We start from the raw sequence: 22428 nt of genomic DNA on the forward strand, positions 1-22428 counted from the left end.
ATGAAGAACATTCGTAATTTTTGCATTATTGCCCATATTGACCACGGAAAAAGCACACTGGCAGATCGTCTGTTGGAATTTACCAAAACGGTATCCAATCGTGACATGCAGGCGCAGCTCCTTGACAATATGGATCTGGAACGCGAACGCGGTATCACGATTAAGAGCCACGCGATTCAGATGACTTATCTTTACAAAGGGGAAGAATACACACTGAACCTTATTGATACACCAGGACACGTCGATTTTTCATACGAAGTTTCACGTTCCATTGCGGCTTGTGAAGGTGCATTATTGTTGGTTGACGCATCACAAGGAACAGAAGCGCAGACAATTTCAAATTTATATCTTGCGATAAATCATAATCTGACCATCATTCCGGTACTTAACAAAGTTGATTTGCCAGGTGCAAGACCTGAGGAGATCAAGGATGAAATGGTTGACCTCTTAGGCTGCAACCGTGATGACATTATCCCGGCCAGCGGAAAAGAAGGTATTGGTATCAAAGAAATTCTTGATGCAATTATTGAGCGTATTCCTGCGCCAGTTGGAGATCCTGACGGCCCGTTGCAGGCGCTTATCTTCGACTCTGTTTTTAATTCTTACCGCGGTATTGAAGTTATTTTCCGTATCAAAAACGGGAGTATCAAAAAAGGTGACAAAGTTAAGTTCATGAACACCGGCAAGGAATATTTTGCTGATGAAATTGGTACGCTTGGCCTTGTACAAATACCGAAACAGGTGGTTGAATGCGGTGATGTAGGTTATCTCATTTCAGGCATCAAAGTTGCCAAAGAAGTAAAAGTTGGTGATACGATAACCCATTTGCATCGCCAGGCAACTGAGGCTATCAATGGATTTTCCGAAGTAAAACCGATGGTTTTTGCAGGTATTTATCCTGTTGATACCACTGAATTTGAAGAACTCCGTGATGCAATGGAAAAACTTCAATTGAATGATGCGGCTCTGGTTTGGGAACCGGAAACATCTGCGGCACTTGGCTTTGGTTTCCGTTGCGGATTTCTTGGTATGCTGCATATGGAGATTGTCCAGGAGCGCCTGGAACGTGAATTTGATATGACGGTTATCACTACCGTTCCGTCGGTTCAGTTTAGAATAACGAATACAAAAAATGAGTTGGTCAATATCAGTGCTCCTTCCGAAATGCCGGAACCGAACCTGATCAACTGGATTGAAGAACCCTACATCAACGCACAGATCATCACAAAATCTGATTACATCGGCCCGATCCTTACGCTTTGTATGGACAAACGCGGGATGTTGAAAAATCAGGTTTATCTGACCGCCGAACGTGTGGAATTGCAATTCAGATTACCGTTGGCAGAAGTTGTGTTTGACTTTTTTGACAAACTGAAAACAATTTCCAAAGGTTATGCATCTCTGGATTATGACCTGGCCGGATATGAAGAATCAGACATGGTAAAACTTGACGTAATGCTTAATGGTGAACCAGTTGATGCTTTGTCGGCTATTGTTCACAGAACGAAAGCTTACGAATGGGGTAAAAAACTTTGCGAGAAATTACGTGAGCTGATACCAAGACAAATGTTTGAGATCGCGATCCAGGCCGCTATTGGTCAGAAAATTATTGCCAGAGAAACCGTGAAGGCGTTGCGTAAAGATGTATTGGCCAAATGTTACGGTGGTGATATTTCCCGTAAGCGTAAACTGCTTGAAAAACAGAAAAAAGGGAAGAAACGTATGCGTCAGGTTGGTAATGTGGAAATACCGCAGGAAGCATTTATGGCTGTATTAAAGATTAATTAAATTGAATACAGCGTTATAATTTAATAACAAAAGAAAGTGCTTCGTAAGCCTTTTGTTGTAAATTTGACTCGAATCTATTTGTAATACCCAAGAAACTAAAATACGACAAATACCGATATGGCAGAAGTAATCCGTATGCCCAAGATGAGCGACACCATGGAAGAAGGTGTTATTGCAGAATGGCACAAACAAGTTGGTGATGTAATCAAATCCGGTGAAATTATAGCCGAAGTCGAGACCGACAAAGCTACTATGGATCTTGAATCGTATTATGATGGTACTCTTCTTTATATAGGCGTTAAAAAAGGCGATGCTGTTCCTATTGATGGCGTAATGGCGATTGTAGGTGAAAAAGGTGAAGATTATAAATCATTGCTGGAAGAAGGTGGTGGAAACGGGGCAGCAGCCAGCAATGGTAAAAAAGAAGAAGCCAAACCAACTCCGGTAGAAACTGCAACACCGACCGCTGAAAAAGCGCCGGCTGCACCTGCCGCAAAATCTACCGAAAAAATCAATGCTGCCGTTGTTCGTATGCCAAAAATGAGCGATACGATGGAAGAAGGAACGTTGGTTTCGTGGCAGAAAAAAGTTGGAGATAAAGTTAAATCAGGAGACATTCTGGCGGAAGTCGAAACCGACAAAGCTACAATGGAGCTTGAAGCATATGAAGATGGTACTTTGCTTTATGTAGGTATCAAAGAAGGCGAAGCAGTTCCTGTTGACGGAATTATCGCTGTCATTGGTGAAGAAGGATCAAACGTTGAAGCTTTGCTTGCCCGTGAAAACGGAGAAGCAGAACCCGGAGTGGAAGCTCCACCTGCTGCAAAAACAGAAGAAGCTGCTCCTGCGGAAGCTGAAAAAACAACATCTGTTGCAGATTCAGGAGAACGTGTTAAAATATCTCCACTTGCACGCCGTTTGGCTGACGAAAAAGGAATTAACATCAATCAGGTTGCCGGAAGCGGAGATAATGGCCGTATCGTGAAACGTGATGTCGATGAATTCAAACCAGCTGCCAAAACAGAAGCTGCGCCAGCAAAAGCTGCTGAACCGGCTGTGCCTGCTGCGAAACCAGAAGTACAACCTGCTGCTGCAAACGGAGATTTCGTTGATACACCAATTTCTCAAATGCGTAAAACGATTGCACGTCGTTTGAGCGATAGTTTGTTCACTGCACCACATTTCTATGTTACCATGGAAATCGTGATGGACAAAGCAATGGCATTACGTCCTCAATTGAATGAAGTTAGCCCAGCTAAAATCTCATTCAATGACTTCGTGATCAAAGCTTGCGCGATTGCATTGAAACAACATCCTGCGGTTAACTCTGCATGGTTGGGAGATAAAATAAGAAAATACAATTATGTAAATATCGGTGTTGCCGTTGCGGTTGACGAAGGACTTTTGGTTCCTGTGATCCGTGATGCCGACAAGAAAAATCTTTCTACCATTTCAGCGGAAGTAAAAGATTTTGCCGGTAAAGCAAAAGATAAAAAATTGCAGCCTAAGGATTGGGAAGGAAATACATTCTCGATTTCTAACCTGGGTATGTTTGGTGTAGATGAATTTACAGCCATCATTAACCCGCCGGATTCCTGTATATTGGCTATTGGTGGTATTAAAAAAGTTGCGGCTTTCAAGGAAGATGGAACAGTTTATCCTACTAACATCATGAAAGTTACCCTTTCAGCTGATCACCGTGTTGTTGACGGAGCACTTGCGGCTCAGTTCCTGAATACAGTTAAAAAGCTGTTGGAAGAGCCGATGAGCATGTTGGTTTAAGGTTATAATTATAAACACACACTAAATATGAAATCAGGAGACCGTTTAAATCAGATCGAGCCGCTTGTTGCTGAAATGCTGATTAAGCTTGATGAAACAGCAGCGAAAGTTGATAAGGTATCAGAAGATGTTACCCACTTAAGGATTGCAATGCAGAAGAGTAATGATATTGCCAGTAAACAGAGTGATACTATTTCATTTCTTTTGGAAAATCAAATGTTGACAAATGACAAAATGGACCAAATGAAGGATAGACTGGATAAAATGGATAATAATCTTAATGAAATGAGACGAGGATTTGTTGAACACATGGCTTCTCAGCAGGAGATTAAGCTTATTCAGGAATCTATTCTTACACTCCTGAAAAACAAAAACTAGTTTTTCAAAATGATTTCAATTTAAAAAATACAATAATGTCAAAAGTGTCAGGTTTTATAGCCTGGCACTTTTGTTTTAATGACAGATTAAATTTCTGCGCATTTGGCAGATATCATTTAGAATTCACAATTACACTATGGAAAAAATACATGCAACCACCGTCCTTGGCGTACTTCACAATGGCACCGTATCATTGGGTGCAGACGGACAGGCGACGATGGGAAATACAGTAGCAAAAAGCAATGTTAAGAAGATACGCACATTAATGGGCGGCAAAATCCTCGTTGGTTTTGCAGGCTCAACAGCTGATGCTTTTACGCTTTTAGAGCGCTTCGAAGAAAAACTTAACGCATACGGAGGCAACATGAAACGTGCTGCGATCGAACTTGCAAAAGACTGGCGTACCGATCGTTACCTACGAAAACTGGAAGCGATGATGATCACGGCCAATAAAGATGAAATTCTGGTAATCTCAGGAACCGGCGATGTATTGGAACCTGAAAATGGCATCGCCGCAATTGGCTCTGGTGGAAACTTTGCTTTGTCAGCAGCGCAGGCTTTGAAAAAACATGCAACACATCTGACAGCTGAGGAAATGGTTCGTGAAGGATTAACCGTTGCGGCTGATCTTTGTATCTATACAAACCACAATCTTGTTATCGAGAAAGTTGTTCAATAAATTCATTTGAAAGCGGTTGGCTTATCAGCCGCTTTCGAATTTTAAAGAATCTTTTCGATTTTATTGTATTCGATATTTTCTTTGAAAAAAGGTTCTGAAAATTTTTGAAAACCCGCTCTTTCATAGAAATTCAGCGCATCAGTGCGAGCATCACACCACAATCTTTGAAAGTCATTTTCTTTGGCATAATCAATTACTTTCAAAATCATCATCTTACCAAATCCGCGGTTTTGATATTCAGGTAAGGTTGCGAATTTCCTGAACCGCATACTTTTTCCTTCTTCAAATAATGAGATGATCGTTACTAGCTTTGAATCCTCATAAAGCCCGAAGTGAATTCCTTCTTCATCTCCTTCCACATTTACAAATTCAATCGGTTTGTCAGGCCAAAGTACTTTATGCCGGATTGGCAGAATATCTTCCACTGACACTTTTTTAATTTCTATACTCATTTTATTATTTTTCAAAATCCCGCCAGAAGCGTCATTAATCTTACTAACTCTTCGGAAACAGTGCGGCTGTTTTCCTGCTGATATTTATTGGCAATCATCGCAAAACTCAATACGGCACCAGACTTTGTTGTAACATAACCCGCATAAGCTCTTGTCCCTTCAATAGACCCACTCTTGGCCCGAATGTTTCCAGCTGCTTTTGTTCCTTTACCTAAATTTCTTACGGTTCCATTAACTCCTAAAATCGCTATACTTTTATAAAAATCAGGATAGGAAGCTTCTTTCGTTGCCAAACTCAAAATGTCAGTCAGGTTGTTTGTTGTAACCGAACCTGAAGGTGAAAGTCCGCTTCCATCTTTAATAAAAAATCCACGCATATCCGCTTTTCTATTCCACCAGTAGTTGGTTACTGCTTTTGCGGCATCGTCATAATCAGTTTTCCCCTCCAACGTTTTTCCAGCCTTTTTCAAAAATGAATCGGCATATAAATTGACACTCCAGAAATTGGCCTGCTGACAAATTTCTCTTAAAGGAGGAGACTTATACTCGTCAAGGATTTTCCTTGGACCTGGCATGATGGCAGACTTGATCAACCTGAACGTCATCGTTTCAGGAATAACCAGAATGGTAGTTGCAAGACTTTGCTTCAAAGCATAAGCCGCGTAAGTTGCAGGGTCAGGAATAGACCCTTTAACAGAGAATGTCGGAACGCCTCTTGGGACAGTTCCGGTAAGAATCACTTGATTGCTAAGCGGATTTCCATAGACAACAGTTTTATCCCCCGAACCTCTTTCGCCGGTGGTAACAAGATTTTTAAAAGTCAGATATGGAATAGCAGGTTCAATTCCCAGAAAGGACGCCGGATCGTCTTCATTTATGCCAGATTTAAATTTGATACGGTATTGATTATCATTAAAATTTAAACCGGAAACACCAGCACCATAGTAATTGCCTAAATCACCCCAAATCCAGCTATCAGCCAATGTGTTTTTGTCAAAATAAGTGGCATCCGCCAGCACATCTCCTTTTATATATTTTATCCCTGTTTTTTGAATGGCTGAGGTCCATCGCGTTATTAATTGAGAACCGGATGGATATTCTTTAAACCTTTCGCTGCCAAGTGACGGATCACCGGTTCCTCTTATGTAAATATTACCTACCAGTGTATCCTTCATAATAAAACCATCATATTCAAGAAAAGTCTGGTACCGAAAATCACCGCCAAGCACGGATAGAATCGTTGCTGTACTAACCAGTTTCAAAATTGACGCAGAAGGAAGTGATTTTTCAGAATTTATGGCAAAAATTGTTTTTTTATCATTAACCGATTTCACACTTACCGACAACGTTCCATTTCTTATTAACTCACTATTTTGAAGCTCTAACACTGCATCACTAAAACCTGTTAATGCCAAACTATCAATTGATTGAGCCTTCCCACCAAACAAAATAAGGACGCAGAAAAAGGTATATATTAATTTCATAAATATTTATTCGGTCAGCGTCAATTTAAAAAAAGCAATATTCTTATGCTAAACTATACAGACTTCACCAATTCCGAGTCTCTTTTTTGATACTTTTGTATTTAAAAGTTTAAGTTAGTTGGATGATATTCCGCAACAATTGCCGTTATTATACATGCATTATATTGCCGCACGTTTTTTTACATTAATTTAATCCTTTGATTAGACATTACGATTTGAAATAATATTGATTTTTCTCACAAAGAGAAAAATCGCAATATAGATATTCACGGTATCACATAAAACATGAAATTGACATTTTGGGGAGCCGCCCAACAAGTTACCGGAAGTATGTTTCTGCTTGAAACAGACGATTACCGGATTTTGATTGACTGTGGCTCAGATTTTGATTTAGATGAAAAAGACAGAAGAACACGCTATGACGAACAAAAAAGTGTTTTCCCTTTTGATGCAAGCATGATCAATACAGTGCTGCTAACACATGCACATATTGATCATTCGGGCAACATCCCTAACTTATTTAAAGAAGGATTTGAAGGCAGAGTTGTTTGTACAGAGCCAACTTTGGCACTTACTTCACTCCTTTTAAAAGATGCAGCACACCTGCATCAGAAAAGACTTAATTCTCATAATAGTTCTTCCAACAAAAAAAGAGGACGTAAAAAGAAAGACGTTCCACGGGACTATTTCGTTGAAAAAAACGTCATAGAAGCACTGGATAATTTCGTTCCGGTTTCATTTGGACAACGGTACCGAATTTCTGATAACGTAGCCATTACATTTTATGCGGCAGGCCATTTGTTAGGTGCCGCTCACATCGTCGTAGAAGTCACAGAAAACGGAGAGAAGAAAAAAATCTGTTTTTCGGGCGATATCGGACGGAGCAATTATCCTCTTTTAATTGACCCGCAGGAAATTCCGCAGGTTGATTATCTCGTTTGTGAATCTACTTACGGGAACCGTCTGCATGAAGATACGACTTCTCCTGCCGAAGCGTTGGCAGATGTAATTAAACGGACTTGTATCGATATTCCGGGAAGATTGATCATTCCTTCTTTCAGCGTTGGCCGTACGCAGGCATTACTTTTTACATTGAACAAAATCTATGCGGATCACGCTTTCCCGAATCTGAAAGTATTTTCGGATAGCCCGTTGGCGCACAGCAGCACCAAGGTTTATCAGCGTTACGTTAAATTGCTTAACAAAGAAGCCAGAACTTTCCATGCTGATAATGATATTTTGTTTGATTTTGACAATCTGATTTATCTGGAAAGTTCAGATGCCAGCCGTGCCGTTTCCAACTATAACGAACCTTGCATTATCATTTCTTCGTCCGGAATGGTGCAGGGTGGACGCGTAGAACAACATGTGGAAGCGAATATCGGCAATCCTTATGCGACTATCCTGATGATCGGTTATGCAAGTGAAGGAACGCTGGGCTGGAGGCTTTTAAATGGTCAGGATAGCATTTCCATTCGTGGAAACAAGCTGCCGGTCTTGGCTAATATTGAAAAAATTGACGTATTTAGCGGCCACGGAGATCAGAATGACTTGATCCGGTTTGTGAAAATGCAGGATCCGGAAAAATTAAAGACTGTTTTTCTGGTTCATGGCGAACATCAAAGCATGACTGATTTCCAGGGTAAAATTAATGAATTTGGCTATAAAACGGTCGAAATACCGTTGCGGGGACACTCTTATGAACTTTAAGCCTCAGCCACAAAGAAGAAATATAACATGAGAACATACCTTGATTTTGAAAAACCAATGGCCGAGCTAGAACGTAAGCTCGAAGAGATGAAGGCATTAGCACAACAGAACAACGTTGATGTTTCTTCCGCTATTTCCCTCCTGGAAAATAATATTACCGAACTTCGTAAGGAAATTTTCGGAAAGCTTACAAGCTGGCAGCGCGTTCAGCTTTCTCGCCATCCGGATCGTCCTTATACGCTTGATTACATCCAGTTGATTTGTGATGAATTCATTGAACTTCACGGAGATCGTCAGGTAAGAGATGATCCTGCGATGATCGGTGGATTGGCTAATGTGGGCGGACAAACCTGCATGATCATTGGTCAGCAAAAAGGAAGAAATACGAAGCAGCGTCAGCACCGTAACTTTGGAATGCCGAATCCTGAAGGTTACCGCAAAGCTTTGCGTCTGATGAAACTGGCTGAAAAATTCAATGTTCCTATCGTTACTTTGGTCGATACTCCGGGAGCATTTCCAGGTATGGAAGCTGAAGAGCGTGGACAAGGTGAGGCGATTGCCCGCAATATCAAGGAAATGTTTCTTTTAAAAGTACCCGTAATCTGTATCATTATTGGTGAAGGTGCTTCGGGAGGAGCGATTGGAATTGCTGTTGGCGACCGCGTTTTAATGCTTGAAAACACGTGGTACTCTGTTATTTCTCCTGAAAACTGCTCGACCATTTTGTGGCGCAGCTGGGATTTCAAAGAACAGGCAGCGGAAGCGATGAAGATCACGGCCAAGGATATGAAAAACAACAAGCTGATCGACGGTATCGTTGCTGAGCCACTTGGAGGTGCACATCTGGATCATGCGTGGATGGCTGCCGAATTGAAAAAAGTAATCCTTAGCAATATCAAAGAACTCGCTTCCATGTCTCCGCAGAAAAGAATTGATCAGCGTATTGATAAATTCTGTGCAATGGGCGTTGTTGTTGAATAACCAAGCATTAGTGTTCATGAAAAACAGCCGTATAAAAAATATCATTTTTGACTTGGGTGATGTCATTCTCAACATCGACGTCCCTCTTGCTTCAAGTAATTTCGGAAAATTAAGTGGTAGAGAACAGCATGAAATCCTGACTCTTTTTAAAGAGAAAGAACTTTTTCGTTTGTTTGAAACCGGATTGGTGGACGAGGACGCTTTTAGAAATTTGATCAGAGAAGTACTGGAATTTCCTGATTGGTCAGAAGAAATTATTGATACGGCCTGGAACAGTCTTTTGCTTGACATTCCTCCTTCACGAATTGAACTGATTAAGGAATTAGGCAAAAATTACCGTCTTTTTCTATTAAGCAATACCAGTTCAATTCACATCAAAGAAGTTAATAAAATTTTACACGCTGCCTCTGGCATTGAAAAACTGGATGATCTATTCGAAAAAGTGTATCTCTCCTACGAAATGGGCAAGATGAAACCAGATCCCGCAATTTATTTGCAGGTTCTGGAGGAGTCAGACTTAGTAGCGGAAGAAACACTTTTCCTGGATGATAATCCTGACAATATCACAGCAGCTTCAAAATTGGGCATCGACACAATTCTCGTACAAAAGCCTGTCACAATACTGGACTATCTTAAAGATTATGTCGCCTAATACCCGCACACACCTGATTCAGGCTTTACTTTTTATTGCTACCGTTATTACTACCACCATGGCTGGTGCGGAGTGGATGTTTGGTAATATTTTTTCTTTTGTCAGCACTTTTATTCATTTTCTGGCGGAGAAAATGTCAGGAAATCAGGTTCCGGAAACGGGAAAACCTATGGGTTGGTCCGAGTTTTTTATGGGATTTCAATTTTCAATCCCATTTTTAGCAATTCTTACTATCCATGAATTTGGCCATTATTTTACAGCCAAAAGACATCAGGTGAAAGTTACCCTGCCTTACTACATTCCTTTGTGGTTTGGGATTTCACAAAGTATTGGCACCATGGGCGCGTTCATCAGGATTACTTCTGTTGTAAAGTCACGGTTAAAGTTTTTCGACATTGGAATTGCCGGCCCGTTAGCAGGTTTCGTAGCTGCGTTGGGTGTTTTATGGTACGGATTTACCCATTTACCACCAGCAGAATATATTTTCACGATCCATCCTGAATACGCACGTTACGGGTTAAGTTATCCGCAATTTGTTTATGAAAACTCCGCCGGAAATATTGTTTTGGGGGATAATATTCTTTTCTGGTCTTTCAAGAATTTCGTGGCAGATCCCGCCCGTTTGCCTCATGCTTACGAGATCATTCACTATCCGTTTCTTTTTGCAGGTTACCTAGCATTATTTTTCACTTCATTGAATCTTATTCCAATCGGTCAGCTTGACGGCGGGCACATTTTGTATGGAATGATTGGAAAAAAGAAGTTTGACATAGTAGCTCCTACACTTTATGTTGTTTTTGTTTTTTATGCCGGACTGGGAATGTTCAGAGCCGAAGAATTTGCCATTAGCAGCGACTCTGTTTTCTATGAACATTTGCTTTCACTAGTTATTTACATTTATTTCCTCTATATCTGTCTAAGACGTATCAGTGAAAACGCATCAAATGCTGTGATGGTCAGTTTGATGATCGTTGTAGGTCAGTTTGGTTTATCATTTCTTCGTCCGGAATGGGAAGGTTATTCCGGATTTCTTCCCTTTATCTTTATCCTGGGAAGGTTTTTGGGAATTCGTCATCCTGAGACAGAAGAAAATAATCCGATCGGTACTGCACGGATGATACTGGGCGTGATTGCGTTAATCATCTTCATTATTTCATTTAGCCCGAAACCGTTTATAGTACTCTGATTTCTATCTGTCTTTAAAATCAGTGTTTTCACAAGATTTATTCCAAAATGCTAAATGCCTTTGCAGCATTCATTTTTCGTATTGCCGGTTGGAAAATTATCGGAAGGCCTCCTTATGAAATAAAAAAGGCAGTTTGGGTTGGTGCACCTCATAATTCAAATTGGGATTTTATGCTTTGTCTGGGCGCACGTGGGGAGATGAAAATCAACGTTGGTTTTCTTGCTAAAAGTCAGCTTTTCAAATGGTATTCCGGCTGGTTGTTCAGAGCACTGGGTTGTTATCCGGTTTACAGAAACAAATCCGGAAATCTTGTTGAAGCTGTGGCAGCGATGTTTGAACAAAACGAAACACTCCATATTGCGATTACACCCGAAGGAACCCGAAAAGATGTTGAAAGACTAAAAACAGGCTTTTACCATATGGCCATTCTGGCCAATGTACCACTCGTTTTAATTGGCTTTGACTATCCGCGAAAAGCCCTTGTTATCAGCGAACCTATCAATTTATCAGGAGATCTGCAAAAAGATCTGAAATTGGTTTATAACTTTTACCTGACTATTGAAGGAAAACACAAAACCTGGTTGAATGAATACGAACGTACAGGTATTATTCCCATTTTCAATAAAAATTAGGCTTTTGATTTCTTCTAAATTATTAATCAACGAATAATAAAAGGTTAACTTACGTAAGAATCCAATTCCTACGACATGCCTTCACGCCGTAAATTTCTTCAATTCTGTTTATCAACTCCATTTCTGACCCGAAATATTTCCTTTTCAGAAGGAGTTATTAATTCTGTCAGAGGCGAAATTAACACCTCGGACTTGGGCAAAACTTTAATTCATGAACATATTCTTGTCGATTTTATTGGTGCCGATAAAATCAGTTCAAGCCGTTGGGATCATCAAAAAGTTGTTGATAAAGTTTTACCTTATCTTCTTGAAATTAAAAAGAGAGGGATTAAAAGTCTGGCTGACTGCACACCTGCATTTCTTGGACGTGACGCCGTTTTATTGCAAAAATTATCAACATTAAGCGGTCTCAATATTTTAACCAACACAGGTTATTATGGAGCCTCCGATAATAAATATCTCCCGAATTTCGCCTTTAAAGAAACGGCCGAACAATTAGCATCGCGTTGGATAACGGAATTTAAAGACGGAATTGATGGAACGGGAATAAAACCTGGCTTCATAAAAATTGGTGTTAATCCGGTAACATTGTCACTGCTTCATCAAAAACTGGTTAGAGCAGCAGCATTAACACATCTTGAAACCGGATTGACGATTTATTCGCATACCGGACCGTCCTTACCGGCTTTTGAAGAAATTGAAATATTGAAAAAAGAAGGGGTTAACCCGGAAGCTTTCGTTTGGGTTCATGCAAGCAGTAATAATAATGATGATTTCCTTAAAGCTGCAAAAGCAGGTGCATGGATAAGTCTGGATGGAATTAACGAAGATAATTTAGAGAAGAACGCCATCTTGGTTAACTTCATGAAAAACAATAATCTACTTAAAAAAGTCCTGATTTCTCATGATGCAGGATGGTATAAACCGGGCGAAGAAAATGGCGGAAATTTCACAGGTTTTACAACTATTCCGGATAGATTTTTTCCTCTTTTAAAAACAAAGGGATTTACTGACACAGATTTGGATCAGTTATTGGTAAAGAATCCAGCCTCTGTTTTGGCAATAAGAAAACGTAGAATTTAATCTACGCTTTATTCGGGTTTCGAAATTTCAAACAAAGTCCAGCCATCGGAGCCAGAAGTTAATGAAAACGAAAATCCGTGGCTTACAAGAATTTCTTTTGTAAGCGTTAATCCAATTCCTTGCCCATCTTTTTTTGTGCTGAAAAATGGGTTAAAAAGCTGTACGGCTGTCTCCTCGGCAATCTGTTTACCGTTATTTCTTATTAAAATATTTCCCCTGGTTGCTTTCAATTGAATCAAATTTCCTGTTTCACAGGCTTCTATCGCATTTTTAACAACATTAACAAAAACCTGCTCCATTTGCCCTGCATCAAGATCAATCCAGATTTCACCGATTTCAGAAAAATCCACTTCAAGACTTATCCCTTTCCGTTCAGCCATTGGACGCATAAAAGTTCCAACACTTCTAAGTAACCCCACAACATCCGTTTTTTCTTTGAAAGGAATTGGTAACCGGACTACATCCGCAAAATTCCGCATAAAAATTGCCAGCCTTTTATTTCTGTCAGAGGCAACGCCAAGTGCTTCCCTTAAATCCAGAAACGAATCTTCTGCCAAATAATTTCTTGTAGTCTGAAGGATTGAATCCGTTGCGCCGAGCGTATTATTAACCTCATGCGCCATCATTCTTATTACTTTCCCGTAAGCCTTTTTCTCCGATTCAAGAATATCTGTCGTCAGTTCTTCAATCATTAAAAAGGATCTTCGGAAACCCTGATCCATAAAATGGGAACGTTGTACTTTATAAGTTTCAACACTATTAATTTTGACCGTCCTGGACTCTCCATCCTGTAAATCAGCAAGTTGCGGAAATAAGGTAAAATCCAGCTCTTCAAGTTTTTTCCCCATCCAAAAGGTCTGACTTTTTTGAAATAACCGTTTTCCCTTTCCATTAACAGAAACCATTTTTTCATCAAAATCCATAATCAAAATAGCAATCGGAGAAGCCTCTATTAACTTTTCCAGAAAAAAATGCTGTTCATTTAATTTGATTCTTTCTTCTCTGAGCTGATCGATCATGAGGTTATAAACTTCAATTAAAATATCAATTTCACTTTTCCCCGTTTGAACAAATTTTATGCTGAAATCTTTATCCTTAATTGCTTCGATTCCTGAGCGAACAAATTCTATGGGCCGTAAAAAATCTCTATAAATTTGTATGGATATGACAATGGAAACAAGAATTAAAACCTCGGAAGCGATGAAGTATATTTTCTTCTCTCTGAGCAAAAAGAATATCATCAGGATTAACACGATGTGAAGTATGCCGATAAAAAGAATGTAACGGACCCGAAGCGAAATTTTCATGAATGCGTACAAATTAGTTTTCAGATTCATACGAAATTCCATACTTTTCAAGTCGGCGATATAGGGCAAATCTGGTAATTCCCAATGCCCTGGCGACTTTCGATATTTTCTGCTGATGGAATTCCATAGCGCGGATAATCATTTGATATTCCATTTCTTCCAGTGTTATCGTGCCAACTTCAGGCAAAGAACTTTTAAAGGCTGGAAGGAAATCCGAATTCATATTCCGCTTAAAATCCTCTGCTTCAAGTACGTCATCTCCGGCTAATAATACTGTACGTTCCACAATGTTTTTCAACTGCCGGATATTCCCCTGCAATGTCAGTGTTTTCAACCATTTCAAAGCAGTCGGACTTAGCTGTAAAGTCGGTCGTTCATAAATAACTTTCAAATTATTCATAAAAAATTCTGCCAGAATGGGAATATCACCAGGCCGTTCTCTCAGTGCAGGCAGCTTGACGGTAATCAAATTAATTCTATAAAAAAGATCTTCTCTGAAAGTACCTTGTGCCACCATTTCTTCAAGATTACGATTGGTAGCACAGATAATCCTGACATCCACGGTCCGACTTTTACTGCTTCCCAAAGGTTCAAAAGTCCTTTCCTGCAAAACTCTTAACAATTTCACCTGGCTGGAAAGATCCAGTTCGCCGATCTCATCCAGAAAGATTGTTCCTTTGTGAGCCATTTCAAAGCGGCCCGCACGATCTGTTTTGGCATCTGTAAAGGCCCCCCGGACATGACCAAATAATTCACTTTCGAATAAAGTCGATGAAATTCCTCCCAGATTGACTTTTACAAAAGGTTTCGTTTTTCGCTTACTGTTCGTATGAATTGCTTCGGCAATCAGTTCTTTTCCGGTTCCGCTTTCCCCTGTAATCAGGACGGGCGCGTCTGTTGACGATACCCGACCCACTGTTTCCAGAATTTGGAGAAGTTTGGGATCTTCTCCAACAATATTTTCAAAATGAAATTTTTGTTCCAGCTTCCGGCGGTTGGCAGATTGCGGAGCCTGATTCGCCAGATTTAAAATCGTATTAATGGATTGCAGCAGATATTCATTTTGCCAGGGTTTGGTGATAAAATCCCGTGCTCCTTCTTTCATTCCCTTCACGGCAAGGTCTATTGTTCCCCAGCCTGTAATAAGTATAACCGGAATCTTGGGGTTGTATTTATGAATTCTTTGCAGCAGTTGCATGCCCTCGTCACCCGATGTTTCAATAGAAAAATTCAGATCTAATAGAATTAATTCGGGGATTTCATTTTTCAGCACTTCAAAAGTATCCTCAGGCGAGCTGGCACCTTTTACACTGAATCCTTCTTTTTTTAGAAGAAGGGCGAGTGAGGTTCTAATGGCTAGGTCGTCGTCTACTATGAGGATCATATAAAAGGGTAAGTTTCGGTTTTTTCACGCAAAGCAAAAAAGTTAAAAACGCAAAGGGCGCAAAGTTTTAAGTATTAAAGATTATTGGCGATTCTGTGAATTCCTTCTTTTAATAGTTTGGTGTTAAAATTAATTAGCAAGCCTAATTTTAAGTTCGATAATTTTAACTATGTAAGAAGTTGAGAATAATGCACAGGCGCCAGTGTCTCAATTGATTTGATTTCTAAAACTATTTTATTTTCAATAATTAAATCTAACCGATACCCAACATCTAATCGTACTTCTTTGTAATGAAAAGGCATTGCTACTTGTTGTCTAACTTTAAAACCAGCTTCCCTTAAATCATATGCAAGCGCATTTTCATACGTAGATTCTAATAATCCCGGACCCACATTTTTATGCAACTCCAAAGCAATTCCTATAATCGCAAGGGACAATTCGTTTTCATTCATAAGTAGTGTATGTTAATTTCACACAAATGAAGTAAAAAAACTTTTCTTACTTTGCGTTTAATCTTTTTTGCTTTGCGTGAAATCCTTAAAACCTTAATCCTCATGCAAAGCAATAGCCGGATGAATCCGCGACGCCTGCCGACTCGGATACCACGCGCAAAGTGTTACGATCAGGAAAATGATTACGACTGCAATCAGAATTGCTGTGATATAAACCCCACCAGCAATATCAAAAACGTTCATTAAAGGAAATTGAATCGCAAATAACAATCCTAATACCAAACTGAAAGTTGCCAGAACCCAGACTTCACCTAAAAATTGCGCTGTTATACTTCCTTCCGTTGCACCCATCGCACGCCGTAATCCTATTTCTCCACGCCGTCTGGCGATGCTTAAATTCAGAATTCCAAATAAACCCAAAGCGACATTGATTAATAGAAAACTGCATATGATCAGAAAAATAAGAACCGGAATAAGCGTCATGTTATGCTGTTTCTGACGAGCGTCTGTCAGATATACGATTTCTGTACTCCATCCTTTTGCAATACCTGCAATTGCTTTTACAAGTTTGGCTTCAAATACAGCATCCGTACCCGGCTTGACCCGAATTACCAATGATTTGTCATAAATCTGATCGGCCTTCAATAACTCAAACATTACAGGTTTGTTCAGCATAAATTCAGCTTTATCTTTGTAATAATCTATAACACCCGCCACAACCCACACTGCTTTTCCGTCATAATCTTTAAGTACTTTTCCAATCGCCGATTGATTTTCAAAAAGTGCAGTTTCTGCTTTTCGATTGATTACAACCGGAATATATTTACCTACACTATCAGCATTCCGATACCATTTCCCTGCTATCAATGGAATATTGATCGTTTTTGAAAGATTTTCATCTGCAGCAACAAAGCTCATTTGAACATCTGAATTTTTATATTTTACAGTCCGGCCGTTATTGCTCTGCGAAAACGGGTAAACACCGCTCATCCTGGAAATTGATTCTACTTCCTGAAAACCTTTCACGCGCTGAAATATGGTTTGGACTTTTTCTGAAATTGCCACTGTATCCTGATTATTGCCCAGATTGATTGCCCAGACATTTTCATACTCAAATCCGAGTGGCTCGATGTAATTTCTGACATTATAAGTTATTAGCGTTGCCAGTCCGAACAGAACCAGGAAAGAGGCCCAGATTTCAATAATCAACAGTGAATGGGTTTTCTTTTTATTCCAGATTAATTTGAAGAGATGACGTATCATGGGGAGAAAATTAATGAGTGAATAATAGAATGACAGAATGAGTGAATGTGATTGCATATCGAAAATGTTCTATCAATCACTCACACTATCATCGCACCGGCGACCCGGTCAAAATTATGCTTTGAGCGCTTCGATAATGCTTAGTTTTGACATTCTTAGTGCCGGTAAAACCCCTGAGAGTAACCCAAAAATCAGACAAACAATAATGCTGATTGAAAAGACTTTCAAGTTGATCGTAAGATCGGCGTAGGCAATCCATCCGCTGGTATTGATGATCTGAATAAGCGTAAAAGTCAGGATCAGTGCGATAATGCCACCGATGAATGTGATAAAAATATTTTCAACAATAAATTGCCACATCAACGTTTTCACCGGCGCCCCAAAGGCTTTTCTGACGCCAATTTCAGAAGCTCTTTCTAAAATTCGTCCCACATTTAAGTTCACCAGATTAATAGCCGGAAGTCCCATCAGCATCAGTACAATAAATCCGATCACTCCATAAAGTATATTTTTAAGCCCCGGCCCTCCGTTCAAAATCGTAGTTATAAAATTTTCCAGATATGGATCACTTCTTACTTCGAGCACACTATATTTAAACCCACCCTGCTTACCTGGCAGTGGAATTTTCTTGATATTACTTTGAAATTCACTTTGGACTGCTTTCAGGTCTGAGGCATCTTTTGCCAAAATCATTGCTATGAAGTTACCTACCATACCGCTATTTTGGTAATTACTTTTTGGTGCAGTATAGGGGAAATAAATATCCGCGTGGGTAAACGGTCGCGTTATTGGACTGCCTTTTACAACACCAATCACTTTGTAATTAATATTCTCAATTTCAACATTTTTGCCAACAACAGGCGCATCGGAATTGGCAAAATAATGTTTTTTAAAATCGTCCGTGATCACGGCTACATAGTCGCCATTTGCTATATTTTGTTCATTGAAAGGCTTCCCCTCAATAAACTTAAAATCCGAAACACGCCAGAAATCAGCGTCAGAAAAAGTGATGTTAAGCTTGATCTTCTGAGAACCTACATATGCGTTTGATCCATTGAAATATGAAAAAATCGTCACCCGCTCAGCCGTTTTAAGTGTTTTGGCATATTCTGTCAGAAATTTAAAACTCATCGAGTTGGACATCATCGACTGCTGACTGGAATCTGACATTACAATCCTTTCAACGTAAAGCGCCCTGTCTCTTTTCGTTTCAGGATAATGTGCTCCAATCAAATGATCCAGAAAGGAAGTTATCAGCATAAGCACCGTGAGTGTGAGGCTTATACCAAACAGGGTGATAAATGTATAGAAAGGATGCCGCAGCAAAACTTTCCAGGCAATTTTTATATAATTAGAAAGCATCTTTCAGGGGATAATTTTCGGATAAAAAACTAAATGATTAGATGAAAGAATGAGTGAATGATAGATTGAGAGAATAATAGAATATTTTCGATATGCCGTCACATTCTCTCATTCAATCATTCAAATTAAAGTACTTGCGTTCCGTCAAATAATCGGATCAGGCGGTGTGTTCTTTTCGCCATGGCATCATCGTGTGTTACCATCACGATTGTTGCGCCGTTTTCATTCAAATTTTGGAGAATGCTGATGATCTCGTTTCCCATAGCACTGTCGAGGTTTCCCGTAGGCTCGTCGGCAAGAATTATTTCAGGTTTTCCAACAATGGCACGGGCGATCGCTACACGCTGTTTTTGTCCGCCTGATAATTGCTTGGGAAAATGTTTCATCCGGTTAGATAATCCAACTTTTTCTAATGCTTCTTCTGCCAATTCCCGACGTTGTTTTGCGTTGCTTTTACGATATAACAGAGGAATTTCTACGTTATCAACAACGGAAAGATCATTGATCAAATGGAAACTCTGGAAAATAAAACCCAGTTTCTGGTTTCTTAAATGTGCCAGTTCTTTGTCATGAAATTTCTCAACTTTCAATCCGTCAATTTCAATAATTCCTTTTGACGGTGCGTCCAGCAATCCGATGATGTTAAGGAGCGTACTTTTCCCGCAACCCGAAGGACCCATTATGGATACGAATTCTCCTTTTTTAACATTAATGTTAATGTTGTTGAGGGCCAGGGTTTCTATTGAACTGGTACGGTAAACTTTTTCAACGTTTTGTAATTTGATCATGGCTGTTATGGTTTTGGGGTTAATATTTTTCTGAATTCTTTCTAATATTTTATTTCGGCTATTTATTTCGGGCGACTGTTGGGGCGTCCCTCGTGGTCGCCCGTTCCGAGCCTCGAATCTGGATTGGGCGAAAATTTATTTGGACATCGCTTGGCGTTGGTAACGTTGGGGCGATTCTCGCTGGCAACATTTAGCCGATTCCCATCAGCGACATCCAGGCTACCGGCGTTGGCCTATTTCGGCCGACGGCCTCCATTGGCAAAAAGGGCGACCACAAGGGTCGTCCCTACCCATTCAACCGCTGATCATTTTCAAAATCATATAATGTTAATAATCTTAATGTGTAATATGATTGCCAATAATCACGCAATGCTAAAATATAATCCCGCCTGGCTCTGTCTTTTTCCTGCATCGCGATTCCAAGATCCGTTACACTTAAATTACTTAATATAAAACGGTCCTGGGCTATTTGATAGCGATTCGCAGCAATCTGGTCCGCAAGTTTTGTCAATTTGACCTGTTTTTGTAACATTTGTAAAAGCGTTACCTGCGTGAAAATTTCCTGTTCAAAAGTCAGTTTATCTTGTTCAACAGACTGCTGTGCAAATTCTCTATTCGCTTTCGCAACTTCTGTTCTTGCTTTATTACGCCCCCAGGTCATAATGGGTAATGTAAATTGCAGTTCTACAAATTCGCGATCCTGCGGTTTTACATAAATTTCTCCCGGTCGCGATCCTTGATTTGATAATCCAAATGTAGCATTGAGAGACGCATTTAATCCATTTTCCTGTTTTGCCTGAACCACATCACGTTCTGCTTCCAGCAATCTGCGGCGAAAAGAAATTGCAGTTGACCTGTTCAAAAAAGCCTGATCCAAAGCAAGTTGCGGATTGACAGTAAATTCATCCTTTTCCATCGGAATTTCCAGTTCCAGTTCCCGCTCATCTCTTGAACTCAAAAACATTTTTAGTTTGAGTGACGCAACGGCTGCTGCCTGCTGTGCAGAAGCCAGATCTTTTTGAGCGGTTAAAAGTCCCATTTGAAGCTGTAATAAATCGTTTTGGGAAATCTTGCCCAGTTCCAGTTTATGGCCCGCAATTTTGTAAAGTGTGTCGTTGTTACTTCTGTTTTTCCCGGCGATTTGTAAATTAACCTGAGCAACCAAAAGGTCAAAATACAGTCCGGTTGCGTCCAACGCGACTTGTTCCAGTGAAGCAATATATTGCTGATTTCCTTCCTGATATTTCAAAGGCTCAATTTTCCGGTTCCATTTCATTGCATTGAAGCGAAATAATGGCTGCGTAATTCCAAATTCAAAAGGAATACCATTGTAGCTTGTGGTATTTCCCGCGAAATTATCAAAACGCTGCATTTGCTGCTGTACATAAATGGTACCGCCAGTAAGTGCTATACTTTGATTCAAAGAAAGATTCGCCACAGAATTATTGTAGGAAACTGATTGAAATGAAACCGTTCCATCCGGCTGAACTACCTGAATATAGGAATTGGTAAAACCCGGAATTGTTCCATTCAAACTCAGCTGCGGTTTAAAATCCGCCATAAAAGACCGGTACTGCCAATAATTCGTTTTCTTTGAAGTTACTGCTTGCTTCGAGGCCACAGATTGTTCCCTGGCCTGTTGCACGACTTCCGTCAGAGAAATATGCTGGACTTGCGCTTTGACAAACTGCGGAGCAAAAATGATTATCAAAAGGTAGAAATATCTCTTTTTCATGGCTGTTTAATTGAGATTTCTTCCAGATTTTCAAATTGGCTCATGTCAGACAAAACAACGCTTTCGCCCTTCTGTACCCCTCTTTTTATTTCAACATAATCGAAATTTGATAGCCCGATTTCCACTTCCCGGCGGTATGCAATGCCGTTTTTCATTATATAGACAAATTGTTTTCTCTTACCATTAAAAGTGGGCCCGTTGGCTACGCGCAGTGTTTTCAAACTCCGGTTTGTAATGATATAAACTTCCACTTTCATGTTGGGCCGCAATGATTCATTCTTGGAATTATCCAGCTGCACGACGAATTCGATGATACCGTTTTTGATAGAAGGCTTTACCTGAAAAATCTGTCCGCGCAATATTGTCTCATTCAATTTGACAATTACAGACAATCCCGACTTAACCTGATCAGCGTATACGTCCGAGCATGAACCATCAATTCTAAAACTTCCCAGATCTGCAACTTTGGCCAGCATTTCTCCTTCATTCACCGACGAACCAATATTGTCGTTAACCCAGGTAAGAACACCTTTTCGGTCAGCGACGATATCCGCCATTTTCAGTTTGTGCGAAAGTTCTTTCAAATTATTTCCTTCGATCTGCGCGCCCAGTTCGGTTTCTTTCAAGCTTGCGCCCATTGATTCCCGGTTATAGGAGAGGTCGTTTTCAAGTTGTTTTTTTTCAAGTTCAGCGATTTTCAGCTCATTTTCTGCCCGGGTAATATCTTCGCCGGTACCGCCGCCTACTTTCTGCAAACGTTTTGCATCTTCAAAATCAGCTCTGAGTTTATTGATATTCAGTGATTTAATTTTATCATTAATTTCCGCATCGAAAAGATTTTTATTCAATTTCATCCGCAGCTGTTCAATGCTATTTCGTTTTAAAGCTAGCTGATTCTGAAACTTTTCCAGTTCAATTTCAGTCAGTGATTTGTCAAGATCAACAATGGCTTGTCCGGGCGATACAGGCGTTCCCGGATTAATTAAAATCCGACGGATACTCGCCCGGATTGGACTAGTGATAATTTGTTCATAAGCTGGAATAATTTCTCCTGACGCCGTAATGGTATTTTCCACATCCCCCGTTTCGACGGCCGCGGTTCTAATCCTGGACGCTTCTATCGTTCCCTGCAAAGACCTGCGAAGTAGATAAATTCCCGCTGCGATAGCGATAATGACCGCAACTCCAACAATCCAGCGCCGGTTATTTTGTTTTTGAACATACAGCGGTTCAACTTCCCTATCCATTTGTAAATTTTTAAGATATGATTATTTCATTTTCATGGCTAACTATACCTTTTTATTCACAACATTATGCCAAAATACAATTC

General features: G+C 40.0%; 20 protein-coding genes. 10 read left to right on the top strand and 10 right to left on the bottom strand.

The features are described from left to right. The 4 genes from lepA (at nt 1) to hslV (ending at nt 4627) form a co-directional block, all read left to right on the top strand. Nucleotides 1-1788 carry a translation elongation factor 4 gene (gene lepA, locus FDK13_RS26925; protein ID WP_137343119.1) on the top strand — a complete coding sequence of 596 codons (1788 nt, stop codon included), beginning with the start codon at nt 1-3 and terminating at the stop codon, nt 1786-1788. Between the two features lie 117 nt (nt 1789-1905). After that, nucleotides 1906-3570 (top strand): pyruvate dehydrogenase complex dihydrolipoamide acetyltransferase, encoded by a 1665-nt coding sequence (locus FDK13_RS26930; protein ID WP_137343120.1) that lies wholly within the window; start codon nt 1906-1908, stop codon nt 3568-3570. A 27-nt stretch (nt 3571-3597) separates the two neighbouring features. After that, nucleotides 3598-3948, top strand: coding sequence for a hypothetical protein (locus FDK13_RS26935; RefSeq protein ID WP_137343121.1), 351 nt, complete (start codon nt 3598-3600; stop codon nt 3946-3948). A 136-nt stretch (nt 3949-4084) separates the two neighbouring features. Then, a complete protein-coding gene (gene hslV, locus FDK13_RS26940) occupies nt 4085-4627 on the top strand; it encodes an ATP-dependent protease subunit HslV (RefSeq protein WP_137343122.1) in 543 nt (180 codons plus the stop codon). A 41-nt stretch (nt 4628-4668) separates the two neighbouring features. Here hslV and FDK13_RS26945 read toward each other — a convergent pair whose 3' ends face one another. Both FDK13_RS26945 and dacB read right to left on the bottom strand, forming a co-directional pair. Beyond that, on the bottom strand, nt 4669-5079 hold the full coding sequence (locus tag FDK13_RS26945) for a GNAT family N-acetyltransferase (RefSeq protein WP_137343123.1): 411 nt from the start codon (nt 5077-5079) through the stop codon (nt 4669-4671). Nucleotides 5080-5090: 11 nt separating this feature from the next. Then, nucleotides 5091-6563 carry a D-alanyl-D-alanine carboxypeptidase/D-alanyl-D-alanine endopeptidase gene (dacB, locus tag FDK13_RS26950; RefSeq protein WP_137343124.1) on the bottom strand — a complete coding sequence of 491 codons (1473 nt, stop codon included), beginning with the start codon at nt 6561-6563 and terminating at the stop codon, nt 5091-5093. Between the two features lie 285 nt (nt 6564-6848). Between dacB and FDK13_RS26955 the strand changes: the two genes are divergently transcribed. The 6 genes from FDK13_RS26955 to FDK13_RS26980 all read left to right on the top strand — a co-directional run bounded on the left by FDK13_RS26955 (nt 6849) and on the right by FDK13_RS26980 (nt 12807). After that, nucleotides 6849-8273 carry an MBL fold metallo-hydrolase RNA specificity domain-containing protein gene (locus tag FDK13_RS26955; protein ID WP_137343125.1) on the top strand — a complete coding sequence of 475 codons (1425 nt, stop codon included), beginning with the start codon at nt 6849-6851 and terminating at the stop codon, nt 8271-8273. Between the two features lie 27 nt (nt 8274-8300). Continuing rightward, nucleotides 8301-9254: an acetyl-CoA carboxylase carboxyltransferase subunit alpha gene (locus FDK13_RS26960; protein WP_137343126.1), complete on the top strand. Its 954-nt coding sequence runs from the start codon at nt 8301-8303 to the stop codon at nt 9252-9254. A 16-nt stretch (nt 9255-9270) separates the two neighbouring features. Continuing rightward, nucleotides 9271-9906, top strand: a complete 636-nt coding sequence (locus FDK13_RS26965) for an HAD family hydrolase (protein WP_137343127.1) — start codon at nt 9271-9273, stop codon at nt 9904-9906. Beyond that, a complete protein-coding gene (locus tag FDK13_RS26970; RefSeq protein ID WP_137343128.1) occupies nt 9896-11092 on the top strand; it encodes a site-2 protease family protein in 1197 nt (398 codons plus the stop codon). The genes FDK13_RS26965 and FDK13_RS26970 overlap by 11 nt, the downstream gene beginning before the upstream one ends. A 47-nt stretch (nt 11093-11139) precedes the next feature. Continuing rightward, nucleotides 11140-11724, top strand: a complete 585-nt coding sequence (locus tag FDK13_RS26975) for a 1-acyl-sn-glycerol-3-phosphate acyltransferase (RefSeq protein WP_137343129.1) — start codon at nt 11140-11142, stop codon at nt 11722-11724. Nucleotides 11725-11799: 75 nt separating this feature from the next. Beyond that, nucleotides 11800-12807 carry a phosphotriesterase family protein gene (locus tag FDK13_RS26980; RefSeq protein ID WP_137343130.1) on the top strand — a complete coding sequence of 336 codons (1008 nt, stop codon included), beginning with the start codon at nt 11800-11802 and terminating at the stop codon, nt 12805-12807. 8 nt (nt 12808-12815) lie between these two features. Here the strand turns inward: FDK13_RS26980 and FDK13_RS26985 are convergent, their stop codons facing one another. From FDK13_RS26985 to FDK13_RS27020, 8 genes are all read right to left on the bottom strand, one after another. Continuing rightward, complete coding sequence (locus FDK13_RS26985) at nt 12816-14114, bottom strand: sensor histidine kinase (RefSeq protein ID WP_137343131.1); 1299 nt, start codon at nt 14112-14114, stop codon at nt 12816-12818. A 13-nt stretch (nt 14115-14127) separates the two neighbouring features. Beyond that, nucleotides 14128-15498: a sigma-54-dependent transcriptional regulator gene (locus FDK13_RS26990; protein ID WP_137343132.1), complete on the bottom strand. Its 1371-nt coding sequence runs from the start codon at nt 15496-15498 to the stop codon at nt 14128-14130. A gap of 167 nt (nt 15499-15665) precedes the next feature. After that, the gene (locus FDK13_RS26995) at nt 15666-15950 is read right to left on the bottom strand and encodes a GxxExxY protein (RefSeq protein ID WP_374756113.1); all 285 of its coding nucleotides are present in this window, start codon (nt 15948-15950) and stop codon (nt 15666-15668) included. A 93-nt stretch (nt 15951-16043) separates the two neighbouring features. Continuing rightward, on the bottom strand, nt 16044-17117 hold the full coding sequence (locus FDK13_RS27000; RefSeq protein WP_374756114.1) for an ABC transporter permease: 1074 nt from the start codon (nt 17115-17117) through the stop codon (nt 16044-16046). 210 nt (nt 17118-17327) lie between these two features. Next, a complete protein-coding gene (locus tag FDK13_RS27005) occupies nt 17328-18575 on the bottom strand; it encodes an ABC transporter permease (protein ID WP_137343134.1) in 1248 nt (415 codons plus the stop codon). Between the two features lie 125 nt (nt 18576-18700). Then, on the bottom strand, nt 18701-19363 hold the full coding sequence (locus tag FDK13_RS27010; protein ID WP_137343135.1) for an ABC transporter ATP-binding protein: 663 nt from the start codon (nt 19361-19363) through the stop codon (nt 18701-18703). 286 nt (nt 19364-19649) lie between these two features. Further along, nucleotides 19650-21098 carry a TolC family protein gene (locus tag FDK13_RS27015; protein ID WP_137343136.1) on the bottom strand — a complete coding sequence of 483 codons (1449 nt, stop codon included), beginning with the start codon at nt 21096-21098 and terminating at the stop codon, nt 19650-19652. Further along, nucleotides 21095-22345 (bottom strand): efflux RND transporter periplasmic adaptor subunit, encoded by a 1251-nt coding sequence (locus tag FDK13_RS27020; RefSeq protein ID WP_137343137.1) that lies wholly within the window; start codon nt 22343-22345, stop codon nt 21095-21097. The genes FDK13_RS27015 and FDK13_RS27020 overlap by 4 nt, the downstream gene beginning before the upstream one ends. Between the last annotated feature and the right edge of the window lie 83 nt (nt 22346-22428).

It is taken from the genome of Dyadobacter frigoris (genome assembly GCF_005280585.1).
Classification (GTDB): domain Bacteria; phylum Bacteroidota; class Bacteroidia; order Cytophagales; family Spirosomataceae; genus Dyadobacter; species Dyadobacter frigoris.

Bases quoted from the DNA above. Each gene is read 5' to 3' on its own strand.
- lepA (WP_137343119.1), top strand. From the start codon at position 1: ATGAAGAACATTCGTAATTTTTGCATTATTGCCCATATTGACCACGGA.
- FDK13_RS26930 (WP_137343120.1), top strand. From the start codon at position 1,906: ATGGCAGAAGTAATCCGTATGCCCAAGATGAGCGACACCATGGAAGAA.
- FDK13_RS26935 (WP_137343121.1), top strand. From the start codon at position 3,598: ATGAAATCAGGAGACCGTTTAAATCAGATCGAGCCGCTTGTTGCTGAA.
- hslV (WP_137343122.1), top strand. From the start codon at position 4,085: ATGGAAAAAATACATGCAACCACCGTCCTTGGCGTACTTCACAATGGC.
- FDK13_RS26945 (WP_137343123.1), bottom strand. From the start codon at position 5,079: ATGAGTATAGAAATTAAAAAAGTGTCAGTGGAAGATATTCTGCCAATC.
- dacB (WP_137343124.1), bottom strand. From the start codon at position 6,563: ATGAAATTAATATATACCTTTTTCTGCGTCCTTATTTTGTTTGGTGGG.
- FDK13_RS26955 (WP_137343125.1), top strand. From the start codon at position 6,849: ATGAAATTGACATTTTGGGGAGCCGCCCAACAAGTTACCGGAAGTATG.
- FDK13_RS26960 (WP_137343126.1), top strand. From the start codon at position 8,301: ATGAGAACATACCTTGATTTTGAAAAACCAATGGCCGAGCTAGAACGT.
- FDK13_RS26965 (WP_137343127.1), top strand. From the start codon at position 9,271: ATGAAAAACAGCCGTATAAAAAATATCATTTTTGACTTGGGTGATGTC.
- FDK13_RS26970 (WP_137343128.1), top strand. From the start codon at position 9,896: ATGTCGCCTAATACCCGCACACACCTGATTCAGGCTTTACTTTTTATT.
- FDK13_RS26975 (WP_137343129.1), top strand. From the start codon at position 11,140: ATGCTAAATGCCTTTGCAGCATTCATTTTTCGTATTGCCGGTTGGAAA.
- FDK13_RS26980 (WP_137343130.1), top strand. From the start codon at position 11,800: ATGCCTTCACGCCGTAAATTTCTTCAATTCTGTTTATCAACTCCATTT.
- FDK13_RS26985 (WP_137343131.1), bottom strand. From the start codon at position 14,114: ATGAAAATTTCGCTTCGGGTCCGTTACATTCTTTTTATCGGCATACTT.
- FDK13_RS26990 (WP_137343132.1), bottom strand. From the start codon at position 15,498: ATGATCCTCATAGTAGACGACGACCTAGCCATTAGAACCTCACTCGCC.
- FDK13_RS26995 (WP_374756113.1), bottom strand. From the start codon at position 15,950: ATGAATGAAAACGAATTGTCCCTTGCGATTATAGGAATTGCTTTGGAG.
- FDK13_RS27005 (WP_137343134.1), bottom strand. From the start codon at position 18,575: ATGCTTTCTAATTATATAAAAATTGCCTGGAAAGTTTTGCTGCGGCAT.
- FDK13_RS27010 (WP_137343135.1), bottom strand. From the start codon at position 19,363: ATGATCAAATTACAAAACGTTGAAAAAGTTTACCGTACCAGTTCAATA.
- FDK13_RS27015 (WP_137343136.1), bottom strand. From the start codon at position 21,098: ATGAAAAAGAGATATTTCTACCTTTTGATAATCATTTTTGCTCCGCAG.
- FDK13_RS27020 (WP_137343137.1), bottom strand. From the start codon at position 22,345: ATGGATAGGGAAGTTGAACCGCTGTATGTTCAAAAACAAAATAACCGG.